The 13,216-nt window shown below is 69.7% G+C and carries 13 protein-coding genes; 3 read left to right on the top strand and 10 right to left on the bottom strand.

From position 1 onward, the window contains the following. Positions 1-98 precede the first annotated feature (98 nt). The 4 genes from ACQUSR_RS02735 to ACQUSR_RS02720 form a co-directional block, all read right to left on the bottom strand. On the bottom strand, positions 99-1,166 hold the full coding sequence (locus tag ACQUSR_RS02735) for a mechanosensitive ion channel family protein (protein WP_431040901.1): 1,068 nt from the start codon (positions 1,164-1,166) through the stop codon (positions 99-101). 294 nt (positions 1,167-1,460) lie between these two features. Then, positions 1,461-1,628 carry a hypothetical protein gene (locus ACQUSR_RS02730; protein ID WP_431040900.1) on the bottom strand — a complete coding sequence of 56 codons (168 nt, stop codon included), beginning with the start codon at positions 1,626-1,628 and terminating at the stop codon, positions 1,461-1,463. 281 nt (positions 1,629-1,909) lie between these two features. Next, complete coding sequence (gene rox / locus ACQUSR_RS02725) at positions 1,910-3,337, bottom strand: rifampin monooxygenase (protein ID WP_431040899.1); 1,428 nt, start codon at positions 3,335-3,337, stop codon at positions 1,910-1,912. A gap of 223 nt (positions 3,338-3,560) precedes the next feature. Continuing rightward, positions 3,561-4,541 carry an EamA family transporter gene (locus tag ACQUSR_RS02720; RefSeq protein WP_431040898.1) on the bottom strand — a complete coding sequence of 327 codons (981 nt, stop codon included), beginning with the start codon at positions 4,539-4,541 and terminating at the stop codon, positions 3,561-3,563. Positions 4,542-4,667: 126 nt separating this feature from the next. Between ACQUSR_RS02720 and ACQUSR_RS02715 the strand changes: the two genes are divergently transcribed. After that, complete coding sequence (locus ACQUSR_RS02715) at positions 4,668-5,165, top strand: Lrp/AsnC family transcriptional regulator (RefSeq protein WP_431040897.1); 498 nt, start codon at positions 4,668-4,670, stop codon at positions 5,163-5,165. Between the two features lie 995 nt (positions 5,166-6,160). Here ACQUSR_RS02715 and trxB read toward each other — a convergent pair. The 6 genes from trxB to ACQUSR_RS02685 form a co-directional block, all read right to left on the bottom strand. Further along, on the bottom strand, positions 6,161-7,156 hold the full coding sequence (gene trxB, locus ACQUSR_RS02710; RefSeq protein WP_431040896.1) for a thioredoxin-disulfide reductase: 996 nt from the start codon (positions 7,154-7,156) through the stop codon (positions 6,161-6,163). Then, positions 7,153-8,436, bottom strand: coding sequence for a S8 family peptidase (locus ACQUSR_RS02705; protein ID WP_431040895.1), 1,284 nt, complete (start codon positions 8,434-8,436; stop codon positions 7,153-7,155). Before ACQUSR_RS02705 ends, trxB begins: the two co-directional genes overlap by 4 nt. Before the next feature lie 151 nt (positions 8,437-8,587). Beyond that, complete coding sequence (locus ACQUSR_RS02700; RefSeq protein WP_431040894.1) at positions 8,588-9,034, bottom strand: thioredoxin family protein; 447 nt, start codon at positions 9,032-9,034, stop codon at positions 8,588-8,590. A gap of 48 nt (positions 9,035-9,082) precedes the next feature. Beyond that, a complete protein-coding gene (locus ACQUSR_RS02695) occupies positions 9,083-9,448 on the bottom strand; it encodes a rhodanese-like domain-containing protein (protein WP_431040893.1) in 366 nt (121 codons plus the stop codon). A 1-nt stretch (position 9,449) separates the two neighbouring features. After that, positions 9,450-10,835 carry a purine-cytosine permease family protein gene (locus ACQUSR_RS02690; protein WP_431040892.1) on the bottom strand — a complete coding sequence of 462 codons (1,386 nt, stop codon included), beginning with the start codon at positions 10,833-10,835 and terminating at the stop codon, positions 9,450-9,452. Beyond that, a complete protein-coding gene (locus ACQUSR_RS02685) occupies positions 10,835-11,554 on the bottom strand; it encodes a tRNA-dependent cyclodipeptide synthase (protein WP_431040891.1) in 720 nt (239 codons plus the stop codon). Before ACQUSR_RS02685 ends, ACQUSR_RS02690 begins: the two co-directional genes overlap by 1 nt. A gap of 278 nt (positions 11,555-11,832) precedes the next feature. On the opposite strand from ACQUSR_RS02685, the gene ACQUSR_RS02680 reads away from it, so the two are divergent. Together ACQUSR_RS02680 and ACQUSR_RS02675 are read left to right on the top strand one after the other, a co-directional pair. Beyond that, on the top strand, positions 11,833-12,849 hold the full coding sequence (locus ACQUSR_RS02680; protein ID WP_431040890.1) for a LysR family transcriptional regulator: 1,017 nt from the start codon (positions 11,833-11,835) through the stop codon (positions 12,847-12,849). Between the two features lie 13 nt (positions 12,850-12,862). Next, complete coding sequence (locus tag ACQUSR_RS02675) at positions 12,863-13,171, top strand: LysR family transcriptional regulator (RefSeq protein WP_431040889.1); 309 nt, start codon at positions 12,863-12,865, stop codon at positions 13,169-13,171. Positions 13,172-13,216: the final 45 nt, after the last annotated feature.

Genomic DNA, 13,216 nt, shown 5'->3' with positions numbered 1-13,216 from the left:
GGTGCGGTACCGGTCCGTGTACTCCGAGGACCGGTACCGCCCCGGACTTCATTGGGCCACGGGCCTGGGACGCCTGCGGGGGAGCCTCGGAAGTGGTGCTACGCCACCTCGGTGTGTGCGGCATCCTTCCGTGCCAGCCAGGGCGCGGGTGCCGTGGCGAGGCGCGGCAGCGCGTAGGGATGCTCCTCGCGCAGCCAGCCGATCAACTGCTCCCGTACCTCGCAGCGCACCGCCCAGGCGTCGTCGCCGTCCCGAGCCGTGACAAGGGCGCGCACCTGGATGGTGCTGGGCGTGGTGTCGGTGACGGCCAGTCCCCAGTCACGGCCGTCCCACGCCGGGGACGCCCGGAGGATCTCGTGCAGCTTCTCGCGCATCGCCTCGATCGGCGCGGCGTGGTCGAGGTGGAGGAAGACCGTGCCGGTCTTCTGCGTGCCGCCGCGCGACCAGTTCTCGAAGGGCTTGCTGGTGAAGTACGACACCGGCATGGTGATCCGGCGCTCGTCCCAGGTCCGGACGGACAGGAAGGTCAGGGTGATCTCTTCGACCGTGCCCCACTCTCCGTCCACCACCACCGTGTCGCCGATGCGCACCATGTCGCCGAAGGCGATCGACAGCCCCGCGAACATGTTGCCGAGCGTGGACTGAGCGGCGATTCCGGCCACGATGCCGACGATTCCCGCGGAGGCCAGCATGGAGGTGCCGAAGGCGCGCAGCGCGGGCAGGGTCAGCAGGATCGCCGACCCTGCCACCACCCCGACCACTGCTGTCACCACCCGCTGGATCAGCGTCACCTGTGTCCGTACGCGGCGTACCCGTGCCGGGTCGCGCGCGCCGGCCGCGTAGCGGGAGTACGTGGACTCCACCACGGCCGCCGAGGCGCGCATCGCGAGCCAGGCCGCGGTGGCGATGAGGACCAGCGTGAGGATCCGGCCGATGGCCACCGCGTGGTCTTCGGCGAGATGCGCCTTGTCGTACGAGCCGCGCAGGGTCGCCGTGCAGACAAAGGCCCGCAGCGGCGGCCCGCAGCGGCGCAGCAGGCCCCACAGCGGGGTCTCGGGGTGCCGGGCATCGGCGCGGCGCAGCAGCTGGTCGGCCACCCAGCCGACGATCAGTGTGATCGCGACCGAGACGCCGCCGACGATGAGTGGACGCGTCACGTCCTCCATGAACGGTGCTCCTTCCTGCCAACCCCGGCTGGCACAGCGGGGGGCCTGTTCGATGAACGTGGCACGAAGTGCGCGTACCCGGTTTGGACGGAGGGCAGCCGGGGAGACGGGGAGGGGAATGCGGCCCGGTGGACGGCCGACGGCGGATGGTCACCGTCACACGGCTACCGCCACACGGTCACTGTCACGCGGCTACCGCCGAGCAGAGCCCCGCCGCTGCCGCCGCCGACGGCCACCGCCGCCAGCTGATCCGCCGCAACCGACCTGACCGCTGTCGCCACCGGCACAACCCCGCTAGACGCTCGCCCACACCCCCGTGGCCGCGGTTTCCCTCACGTACTCGGCGAACGCCCTCGGCTCGCGCCCCAGTACGCGCCGCACACCGTCTGAGACATCCGCGTACGCACCGCTGCGCAGGGCCGCGAACCGCCCCAGTTCCAGCGCCACGAACTCCGCCGGCACGCCCGCCTCCCGCAAGCGCGGCGCCGCGGCTTCCCAGGTCCGGCAGGTACACCAGATAGACGCCGCACAACGCGGCGGCCGATCTTCCCTGTGCCGCCCAGCACCACCGTCGGTTGGTGAGACATCGATTTCCTCATACGGAGAGTCAAACCGCCGCCGCAGCCGGCGATCAAACGGTTTGCCTGATCGCTCGGGCTGCGGTTCCTGCACGGCCGGGATCGTCGCCACGATGTCGCGCATCCCGGCACAACGGCCCACCCTCTCGGGTCACGGCTACGCGCTCAGCTGACGGCAGCGCCGAACCACTTTGGCATCTGGTCGAGCAGATCTGCCTGATCCTCACCGACCCACGCCACGTGACCGTCCGGCCGCAGCAGTACCGCGGGCACGTCCAGTTCCTCGCTGACGTCGACGACGTGATCGACCCGATCCGCCCAGCCCGCCACCGAGAGCCGGCCGGTCTGGTCGAGCAGCAGCCCGCGTCCGCCGTGCATCAGCTCGTAGAGGCGACCCCGCTTCAGCCCCACGTCCCGCATCCGCAGGCCGAGCAGTTCATGGCCCTCGCCGAAGTCGTAGCGGACCCCGACCGCGGTGATCATCTCGGTCACGTACCGGTTCACCTCCTCGAAGTCCATCAGCTTCGAGAACAGCTCCCGCAGCGCGGTCGCACCCGGATCGGTTCCCAGCAGCGTGATCTGCGCGCGGGTGTTCTCCAGCACGCGGGCGCCCACCGGGTGCCGTTCGGCGTGGTAGCTGTCGAGGAGCCCCTCCGGCGCCCAGCCGTCGACCGCGGCGGCCAGCTTCCAGCCGAGGTTGAACGCGTCCTGCACACCGAGGTTGAGCCCCTGCCCGCCCGTCGGCGGGTGGATGTGCGCCGCGTCGCCGGCCAGCATCACCCGGCCGACCCGGTAGCGCTCGGCCTGCCGGGTGGCGTCGCCGAACCGGGACAGCCAGCGCGGCGAGTGCACGCCGAAGTCGGTGCCCGCGAACGCCCGCAGCTGCTTCTTGAACTCCTCAAGGGTCGGCGCGGTCGCACGCTCCTCGGCCACGCCGTCGGCGGGCACGACGACGCGGTACCTTCCGTCCCCGAGGGGCTTGACACCGAACCGCAGTTGGGTCTTGTTGACTTCCGCGACGGCGGCGGCAATCGTCGCCGGATCCTCGGTCACCTCCACGTCACCCAGCAGCGTCTCGACCTTGGCGGGCTCGCCGGGGAAACCGACGCCGAGCAGCTTGCGCACCGCACTGCGGCCGCCGTCGCACCCGACGAGGTAGCGCGAGCGCAGGTGCGTGCCGTCTGTCAGCTCGACGGTCACCCCGTCCTCGTCCTGGCTCAGCCCGACCACTTCGCAGCCGCGCCGGATCTCGGTACCGAGTTCGAGGGCACGCTCGTTGAGCAGCCGCTCGGTGACCGGCTGCGGGGTGGCGAGGCCGTACGAGTGGGCCGTGTCCAACCGGTCCGGCCACGGCTTGGCGATGCCGCCGAAGAGACCGCCGACCTGGAACTTCTCACTGACCGCGGCGAACCGGTCCAGCAGGCCGCGCTGGTCCATCATCTCAACGCTGCGCGCGTGCAGGCCTTGCCCGCGGGACTGCTCGGTCGGCTCGGTCAACTTCTCCAGCACGACCACGTGCACGCCGTGCAGCCGCAACTCGCCGGACAGCATCAAGCCGGTCGGACCACCGCCGACCACGATCACGTCAATCATCACAACCCCCGTTTCCGCTCATTCTGGCTTCGACCGGAGATTCTGCGCCATGACCCGGGCCTTGTCGCAAGTCCCCCGGTGCGCTATACGTTGAGAGTGGAAAGGAGTGGGTACTCCCCTTTCCGGCTCCGCGGGCGATCACGGTCAGGCTTCAAGCCGCAGTGAGGAAAGGCCAGTCGCGGGGCTGCCGTCACCCGAATCGTCCGCCTCACCGTCGACGACGTCACCGACGACGGGTGTGGTTGGCGTCCGCCGGCGGGCCCGGGGACGCGGACGGGGCGGGTGCATCGGCATCGGGCCTCTGATTCGACGGGCGGCCCTTGGAGCGGCCGGTGACGATGAGGGCCACCGCGCCCACGATGACCGCGCCGCCGAGGTACACATTGGCGCCGATGGTCTCGCCCCCGAGGGCCACGCCCAGGACCACCGCGATCACCGGGTTGACGTAGGCGTAGGTCGCCACGGCGTCGTTGGGCAGGGTGCTGTTGGCGTACATGTACGCGGTGAACGCCACGATCGAGCCAGCGAACACCAGCCAGGCGAGCCCGGCGAGCGAGGCCCCGGAGATCTCCGCGACGTCCAGCCGCGCCGGCTCACCCCGTACGACTCCCAGGGCCAGCAGCATCACGCCTGCGGCGATCATCTGGGTCGAGGCCGCCACCATCGGGTGCGAGGGGAGCGGCGCGCTCCGGGCGTACACCGACCCGGTAGCCCACAGCGCGGAGGCGATGACCACCACGATGACGGCTCCGATGTTCACGTTCCCACCGGGCCCGCCGACCAGGATTCCGATCCCGGCGGTACCGAGCACCAGCGCCGCAACCACGGTCGCCGGTATGCGAGTGCGGGTGACCAGCGCGTTGATCAGCACCATCCACACCGGCACGGTGGCGACGATCAGCGCCGCCAGGCCCGAGTCCAGATGCTCCTCACCGGCGCTGAGCAGGCCGTTCCCTCCGACGAGCATCAAGGCTCCGACGGTGGTCGCGGACCGGATGTGCGGCCAGGTCAGACGCCGCTCACCGCTGGCGTGGCGCGGGGCCACGACGGCGAACATCAGCGCACCCGCGACCAGGAACCGGGTGCCCGCCATGAGGAACGGCGGGATGGTCTCGACGGCCATGCTGATGCCGAGGTAGGTGGATCCCCAGAGGATCCAGACGGTCACCAGGGCCGCCCACGACAGGGCATGTTCTTTCTTCAAATGAGGCATCATGGCCACTAAGCCTTATCTTTTTAAGATCAAAGAGCCTGTCGCTTCTGTATATTAGGTATGGGAGAGTGCGGCGACAAGCCGTGTGCGTACCGTGCGATGGAGGAGCTGCCTTCGATGAGCCGCCGACTGGACGACACCGACCGGGCTCTGCTCCGTGCGCTGAGCGCCGACGGACGCAGGACCCTGCGGGCCTTGGCCAAGGACGTGGAGCTGTCGGAGCCGGCCGTACGTGAGCGGATGCAGCGCCTCGAGCGGGATGGAGTGATCACCGGCTACCAGGCGACCGTGGCGCCGGAGCGCGTCGACGCCGCCACGGCCGCGTTCATCGCCCTGCGGTTCGGCCCGGGTGAAGAGGCCCGCGCCACGGTGGACGAGGCCCTGCGGCGCGAGCCCTGTGTGCTGGAGGCGCACCAGGTCGCGGGTGACGACTGCTACTTGATCAAGGTGCGAGTGGCGTCGACGGGTGAGCTGGCGGACGTGCTGGATCGGATCCGCGCCATCCCTCCCGTCCAGGGCACGGGCACGACGATCGCGCTGCGCACGATCTTCGAGCGGCCGCTGCTGGCGGGTGGCGCCGCACTCGGATCGGAGCCGGAGACGTCTGAGAACTAGGCTCTGGCCGTATGCACGTAGTTGCCGTCCTGGCCCTTGAGCTGCGGCTGCCTTCGACCTGGCCATCCCTTGCCAGGTGTTCGACATGGCGCGGGGTCAGAATGCCACGCCTGCCTATGAGGTGAGGTGTGGGCCGAGCGGACGGTCACCGCGACCGCCGGCGAGCAGCCGTCCTTCCGGGTCTCCTCACCGTACGGCCTGGACGACGCCCGCGACGCCGACACGGTGATCGTGCCCGGTATCGGCCCGGACCGGGCGCCGTCGCCGCGAGCCGTGCGGCTGAAACGCGACGTGGCCGCCCGGGGCGGACGCGTGGCGTCCAGCTGGCCTGACCTGTGCCTGTACATGGTGCGGTGCGAGCTGGGGGCGGCCGCGGCCGCCCGTACCGCCCGCATGAGCGTCATGGCGCCGCAGCGCGCCGGCGGCCAGGCGCAGTTCATCGACTACCGCGACCCCGTCGGCGGCGCCACGCGCCCCGGACGCGGCTCGGCCGGCACGGGGGAGAGCGCCCGCGTCGGTACCTGCCGAACGTGGCCGTATCTTACGGATCATGGGCAGTCGTGCCACCGTTGGACGGCCTCCGGCGCCGACGGACTTGGCGACGCACCGCTTCGCCAAGCACTCTCTGGAGCACGACATGCGCAGACGGAGCCTTCTTCACCGCCGACGGCCCGGGACGGTGATCACGCCCTCCGGTATGGAGATCGTGATCCGTGCGCCGTGGCCGCCACGTTCGGCCGACCCAATCATGGTGCCTATAGGCGGCTACGGGGACGGGTCCGGGCTGAGCGAGCAGATCAGCCGCGGCACCCTGCCCAAGGCGCGGGAGCGCCGCACCACGGCACCAGGCTCCGCGGCTGGTTGGTGATGCCCCGCGACGCGACGGCGGAAGCGCCGTGCCCGCTGCTCGTATGGATACACGGTGGCCCTCACAGCTCCTGGAACTCCTGGCACTTTCCTGCGGCGCGGCCACCAGCCCCGGGGTGTGGCTCGCGTCAGCCGACGACCGGTACCGAGGCGCAGCGGCGAGCGCGATCGGCGAGGGCGGCGAGATACCGCTCGGCGTCCAGGGCCGCCGCGCATCCGCTGCCCGCCGCTGTGACGGCCTGCCGGTAGGTTCGGTCCACCACATCGCCGGCGGCGAACACCCCGGGCAGCCTGGTCCGGGTCGAGGGCGCCGCGACGCGCAGATAGCCGTATCCGTCGGTGTCCAGTTGCCCGGCGAACAGCCGGCTGCGCGGATCGTGGCCGATCGCGATGAACAGCCCGGTGACCTCCAGCTGAGAGGTGGCCCCGGTGCGGGTGTTGCGGATCGTCACCCCGCTCAGCCGCTCCTCGCCGCTCAGCTCGGTCACCTCGCTGTCGAAGGCGTAGAAGATCTTCGGATCGGCGAAGGCGCGGGCCTGCATGGCCTTGGAGGCGCGCAGGGTGTCACGGCGGTGGATGAGGGTGACCGACTCGGCGTAGCGGGTGAGGAAGGTGGCTTCCTCCAGCGCGGTGTCCCCGCCGCCGACCACGGCCAGGTGCTGCCCCTTGAAGAAGAACCCGTCGCAGGTGGCGCACCAGGACACCCCGCGGCCGGACAGCTGCTCCTCGCGCGGCAGCCCCAGTTTGCGGTAGCCGGATCCGGTGGCCACGATCACGGTCCGCGCCAGGTGGGCGTGGCCGTGGGCGTCGGTGAGCCGCTTGGTGACACCTGTCAGATCGACCTCGACGATGTCGTCGTCGATCATCTGGGCGCCGAAGCGGACGGCCTGGGCCCGCATCGCGTCCATCAGGTCCGGGCCCTGGATGCCCTCCGGGAACCCGGGAAAGTTCTCCACGTCGGTGGTCGTGGCCAGCGAGCCGCCGACGAAGACGCTGCCGCAGAAGACCAGGGGGAACAGGCCCGCGCGGGCGGCGTAGAGGGCGGCTGTGTATCCGGCGGGACCGGAGCCGATGACGACGACATCCCGGACCGCGGAACCGTCGCCCGCGACCAGGGCGCTCACCGGGAGTCCCGGGCGGTGGATCCGCGGCCGACGTACAGCAGACGATTCTTGGACCCCGCGCCCGGATCCTGCACACGGTCCTTCGTGGACGCCTCGATCAGCGCCGTGTCGATGTCGGCGGGGGCGGCGTCCGGATGGTCGGACAGGTACATCGCCACGGCACCGGTCGCCTCGGCGGTCGCGGCGGAGGTCCCGGACAGGCTGCCGTACGCGTCGTCGCTCGCGGCCCCGGCGGTGGGGATGTCCTCGCCCGGCGCGAACAGGTGCACGCAGGCCCCGTAGCCGGACCAGGCGGGGCGGCCGTCCCGCCGGTCGGTGGCGGCGACGGTGATCCCGGTGGTCTGCCTGCCGGGGGTCTTCATGCAGGCGTCTCCGCCGGTCCCGTCGGCGCTGCCGCCGGCCGCCGCGGTGTAGGGGATGCCCAGGCGCGTCATGTTGTACAGCTGGCGGTCGATCACCGTGCCGGGCTCGCCGGAGAAGCCGAGGCTGACCACCGCGGGCCGTTCGGCGTGGGCGGTGATCCAGTCCACCGCGGACATGACGTGCTCCATCGAACCGGTGCCATCACAGCCGAACGCCCGTACCGACTCGATCCCGGCCTGCTTGGCGGCGCCGGACCGTTCTCCGGCCGCGATCGCGGCGGAGGCGGTGCCATGACCATGGCAGTCGTGGTCCTCGCCGGGGCCCTGGGCGATGGCGTCGTACGCGGTGCGGGCCCGCCCGCCGAACTCCTCATGGGTGGTGCGGACTCCGGTGTCCACGACGTAGACGCGGACACCGGAGGCGGTGTTGGGAGCGGAGTAGCCGCCGTCCAGCGGCAGTTCCCGCTGGTCGATACGGTCCAGTCCCCAGCCGGGCGCCGAGGGGCCGTCACCGGAACCGACGAAGCCGCCGGAGCGGTCGGGGGCGGCTCCCAACCGCCCTGCGACCCGGTAGGTGCGGTCCTTCGTCACCGAGTCCACCCGGCTGTCGTTGAGGTACTTCGCCACCTGCTCATCGGTCAGGGTCGCGGAGAAGCCCTGCGAGGCCGAGTAGTAGATCCGCCGCAGCTCGCCGCCGTTCTGGGAGGTCATCTCCTTCGCCGCTTTGGTCACTTCGTCGGCCGAGGCGGCCACGCCCCGTATCTGGACGATGTGCACGGTGCCGGCGGAGTGCGGCTCGGCCGCCATCGCGGACGGACCGGCGGCCAGAAGGGGCGTGGCCAGCGCGGCCGCGACGGCCACGGCAACCGTGGTGGTGCGCGCACGGCGCGAAGTCGCACGGAACGGGGTCTTCTTCATGGTGTGGGGGGTGCCTTTCACATCAGGTCACATCAGGTCACATCAGGGAGCCGGTTCTGCCCGGTGACCTCGGGGCAGGACAGGCCCGTCCTGTCCTGCCCCGAGGTGTGGGGGATGGAGAGAAGAGTGGCGTCCCGCCCGAGGGCGGCGGCTACAGCTTGTTCAGCCAGGCGCGCAGCGATTCGGGATCGTCGAAACCGACCTGACGGCTGCCCACTTCCTCACCGTTCTTGATGTCGATCAGGGTCGGGATGTACTCGATGCTGTAGCGGTCCGAGAGCTCCTTATTGGTGTCGACGTCGACCCGGGCCCAGACCCACTTGCCGTTGTCCTCCTTGTTGTACTTCTCGAGATACGGCTTCTGTGCCTGGCACGCGCCGCACCACTCGGCGGTGAAGTCGAGAACCACCGGCTTGGTCTTCGACCATTCCATGACCTGGTCGAAGTTGGCCGAGGTCACGTCGACCGAGTCGGGGATCTCGGCCGCGGTGGCGGCGTGGGGGGTTGCCGCAGGTGTCGGCGCGGCGACGGCGGGTACGGCCGCGCCGCAGGCCAGGACGGTCACGGCGGCCGCCGCGACGGAGAGTTTGCGGAGCATGGATGTGTCCTTTCGTCGGGAACGGAACGTGCTGAACGGCGGGCCGGGTCAGTCGGCGCGGGACACCTGGGACTTCTCGGTCGGCAGGCCACCGCTCACCCAGTCCTCGATGCCTTCGCGGTACTTGCGGACATTCGTGTATCCGAGTTCCACGAGCCGGGCACCGACGAGTTCGCTGTTGCGGCAGGGAACATTGGCGCAGTACACGACGATGGGGGTGGAGAGATCGGGAAGTACGGTGGGGGCGAGTTCATCGGTGAAGCGGGACGCCGCCTCGTACGGGAATCCCGGAATGTTCACCGCGTGCGGCAGATGCTCGCGCTCGTAGTAGTCCACCGGCATGGTGTCGACCACGGTCACTGATCCGGCCTCGATCTCGGCTTCGAGCTCTTCTCTCTTGACCAGCGGTAGCACTTCAGCCTCCGGATTTCGTCAGGTCAGTGTCGCGGAGAGGGGTTTGGCGCCTGGCCCGGCGCACTGCCGGGCCGTCGGACCGGGGCGCGGCACCCGCGGGGGCGATCCGGCCGATGGCCGCGTAGAGCAGGAATGCGACAACCACCGCGTTGATGGCCGGGATCCCGTGGTCCAGGTACTTTCCGACCCCGGCACCGGCCGCCCAGCACACCAGCGACAGCGGCATCCAGTCGGAGCACTCACCGGGCATGACACCGCTGAGCCGGGCCCGGTCGAGTTCGGCGCGGAACCGCCGCACCACGAAGTACTCGGCGATGATGATCCCGGCCACCGGTGGGGCCAGAATGCCGATGGTCTCCAGGAATTCGGTGAAGTCGTCGACGATTCCCATGGCGGACAAGGCGGTTCCGATGACACCGATCAGCAGGGTGACCGACCGTCTGCCCACCCGGCGGCCGAGGAGCACATCGATGGAGTTCACCAGGCCCAGCGAGGACGAGTAGAGATTCCAGTCGTTGATCTTGAGGATGGCCGTCGCGAGGATCAGGGTGCCGAGGAATCCCGAGGACGAGGTGATGATCCCGACGATGTCCGAGGTGCGGGCGGCGTGCGCGAGCAGCACCGCGGTCAGCCCGATCAGATACTCCCCGAGCGTCACGCTGATCACGGTCTGTTTGACGACGTCGGAGGGCCGGCGATTGAACCGCGTCATATCGGGCGTCATGATCGCGCCGAGAATGAACGCGCCGGAGACCAGGGTGGTGCCCTCGGCCAGTGACATCGCCGGACCCGGCGGGGCGGAACTGATCAGGTCGGCCAGTGAATGGTCCGCCAGGGCGTCGGTTATCGAGAACGCGGCGAGCAACAGGAAGGCCGGCACGGTGAGATAGGCGGTCCACGCCATCATCCGGAAGCCCAGCACGGTGATCGCGGTGATGACGCCCCCGCCGACCAGGGCCCACATCCATTCCGGTGCCCAGCCCGCGAGATCGTGCATGCCCTGGGCGAACACGCCGTTCTGTACGCCGAACCAGCCGGCCAGGCTCAGTGCGATGAGCAGGCCCACCAGCGCCGAGCCCTTGCGGCCGAAGCCGGACCAGCGGGCCAGCACCGAGGTGGACAGCCCCTCCCGGACACCGGCGATGCCGAGCAGAATGGTGATGACCTCCAGCATCACCGATCCGATGGTGATCGCCAGGACCGCGTCGGTGAAATCCATGCCGAAACCGAGCACGGCCCCGACCATGAACTGCTGGAACGACGACACCTGCCCGAATCGCTGGACGGCGACGGAGACCCAGGAATGCCGGGATTCCTCCGGCACCCGCGTGAGCGAGTAGTCGTCGAGCCGCTCATCCGGATCACCTGGCCGCGCTGCGGCGGCCATCAGCGGTTCGCTTCACTGGTCAGTCGCGCGCTGTACCGCGAGACCGCGCGATCCTGTTCCCGTACGACCAGAAACCCCTGGCCCGGGGCCGGTGACCAGGGCAGCTCATTCCGGTAGAAGCGCTCCAGAAAGTCCACGGGATGGTGATAGACGAACATCGATGGGCCGCTCTCGGTGATTCCGCCTGAATCGACGAAGAGCGGTAGCTCGGCAAGGAAGTAGCGGACCGCGAGGCGGAGCTGCTCCTGGGTCGGCAGCGTGTCCGGCGGCAGCTTGCGATCGAGGACCCAGTGCGAGGCGTCCAGGCATGCCTGCCGGAACAGCGGGTCGTCGGCGCAGAGCCCGTGGGCATGATCCAGCAGTTCGCGGTAGCGGGCGTTCTCCTCCAGTCGAGCCATGCCGAGTATCAGTTCGGCGGGGTCGTCGACCGACAGTGTGCGCAAGGCGGTGGTGATCTTGTTGTGCACGTACTGGCCCTGGCGCTGCGCCTTGTGGCGGGCGCGGTCCGGCGGATAGCCGAGCGCTTCGAGCGTGTAGGCCGCGGCCGTATCGGGGACGAAGAAGTGGCAGCTGTCGAATTCCGACAACGCCCAGTCCGCCAATGCGACGAGCCGTTTGGTGCTGAAGTAGCTGTTGAACGGGCTGACGCCGATGCAGGCGTGCGATGCGTTTTGCTGTGCTGCACAACAATTCTGGGTGAGGGGTTGGACATCGAACATGGCTTCGTCCTCGCGTATTGGTCTAGGCCAATAAGGTGGGGGAGAGGATCGGCGGCGGATCGTTCAGATCGTCGCTTGCGGGCGGAGCCTCTGGGTAGTGTCAATCCGTTATGCCGTGAACGCATACCCTCGGCCGCGGGCTGCGGTCGCCGCCGGAAGGCTCTGTGTTACGGCGGGAAGCCGCCCGTAACGCTACGCGCGTGGCGCCGTCGATAAGCTTCTCGGATTCCTTGTCCGGGCCTGGCCGCGGCCGCTAAAGCGCGGTTACCTTCTGACTTATGGACCTACAGCTCCGACACTTACGTAATCTGTGCGCTATTGCCGACGCGGGAAGCCTCAACCGCGCCGCGACGGCGCTCGGCCTCCCTCAGCCGGCGCTCAGTCGCCAGGTCCGGCGGCTGGAGCAGCTGCTCGGCGGCCCGCTCTTCGTACGGGACTGCAATGGAGTGCGGCCCACCGCCTTCGGAGTGGAGGTGATCAACCATGCCGAGTCGATCGTCCGGGTCGCCGATCGCTTCGGTGAGCAACTCCGCGCCCATCGGCTCAAGCAGCGCAGCGGCGTACGAGTGTGCTGGGCGACCAGCGCGCTGCACGAACCGCTGCTCCACTGCCTGCGCCAACTCCCCGGCGGCGGACGGCCGCACATCGTCGTCGCCGACTCCTCCCGCAGCCTGGCCGGACTGCTGCGCACCGGGGACGTCGACGTGGCACTGCGCGACCGATGCACCAGCGAGGAGCCGGCCGACACGCGGTGCGCCTCCACCGAGCAGGACGGTGATCCGGTCTCCGAGATCGTCTGGGCCGAGAGCCCGGTGCTGCTCGCTCTCGCCGCCGACCACACATTGGCCACCGCCCCGGCCATCACCATGGCCGATCTCGCTGAGGAGGACTGGATATCCGTGTACGGACCGGACAGATGCCATGAAGAACTGCGCCGCATATGCGGGGGATTCGGCTTCACCCCGCGCATCAGTCACGACGTCCCGGTCAGTGGCCCGCGCAGCGATGTGATCCGCCACCAGCGCTGCGTGACGCTCGTTCAGGCCATGCGGCCGATGGGGCCAGGAGTCGTCCGCCGCGAGATCGCCGACCTGCCGCTGCGGGTCCGGCACGCGGTCGCCTTCCGCCGCGACAGCCACTTCGCGGCCCAGATCCCGCTGCTGGTCGAACTGCTGGGCCGGGCGTATCAAGAGCTGGCGAGCGGGACACCGGGCCGACCGGCCGGTCAACCCACCGCGATGGACGTGCGCGCGGCCGGAGGCCCACGCGCCCACCCCTCCTGTACCGACCAGTGAATACCTGAACGCCATGGAGATCGAGATATCCGACCTGCGCCTCCTGCGAGCTGTCGCCGAGACCGGCAGCCTGGCCGGAGCCGCCCGCGAACTGGGCGCCAACCAGGGCAATCTGAGCCACAGGCTGCAACGGATCGAACGGGCCACCGGCCTGGTCCTCTTCCGCCGGCACCACCACGGCGTCACGCCGACCGCGGCAGGCCGACTCCTGCTGCACGAAGCCGACGCGCTGATCCCCCTGGTCGATCAGTTGCTCGCGGTCACCGCCCGAACCCCACACCCCGACCCCTACACCACTTCCCCCACCTCATACGAGGGATAGGCCGCCCGGACCGTCGTTCAACCCGACCTGACGAAACCGCAGCCG

The organism is Streptomyces sp. P1-3, assembly GCF_050613155.1.
Lineage (GTDB): Bacteria > Actinomycetota > Actinomycetes > Streptomycetales > Streptomycetaceae > Streptomyces.
This window is presented reverse-complemented; position numbering and strand designations above follow the sequence as displayed.

Bases quoted from the DNA above. Each gene is read 5' to 3' on its own strand.
- ACQUSR_RS02735 (WP_431040901.1), bottom strand. From the start codon at position 1,166: ATGGAGGACGTGACGCGTCCACTCATCGTCGGCGGCGTCTCGGTCGCG.
- ACQUSR_RS02675 (WP_431040889.1), top strand. From the start codon at position 12,863: ATGGAGATCGAGATATCCGACCTGCGCCTCCTGCGAGCTGTCGCCGAG.
- ACQUSR_RS02705 (WP_431040895.1), bottom strand. From the start codon at position 8,436: ATGAAGAAGACCCCGTTCCGTGCGACTTCGCGCCGTGCGCGCACCACC.
- ACQUSR_RS02690 (WP_431040892.1), bottom strand. From the start codon at position 10,835: ATGGCCGCCGCAGCGCGGCCAGGTGATCCGGATGAGCGGCTCGACGAC.
- ACQUSR_RS02715 (WP_431040897.1), top strand. From the start codon at position 4,668: ATGAGCCGCCGACTGGACGACACCGACCGGGCTCTGCTCCGTGCGCTG.
- ACQUSR_RS02700 (WP_431040894.1), bottom strand. From the start codon at position 9,034: ATGCTCCGCAAACTCTCCGTCGCGGCGGCCGCCGTGACCGTCCTGGCC.
- rox (WP_431040899.1), bottom strand. From the start codon at position 3,337: ATGATTGACGTGATCGTGGTCGGCGGTGGTCCGACCGGCTTGATGCTG.
- ACQUSR_RS02680 (WP_431040890.1), top strand. From the start codon at position 11,833: ATGGACCTACAGCTCCGACACTTACGTAATCTGTGCGCTATTGCCGAC.
- ACQUSR_RS02685 (WP_431040891.1), bottom strand. From the start codon at position 11,554: ATGTTCGATGTCCAACCCCTCACCCAGAATTGTTGTGCAGCACAGCAA.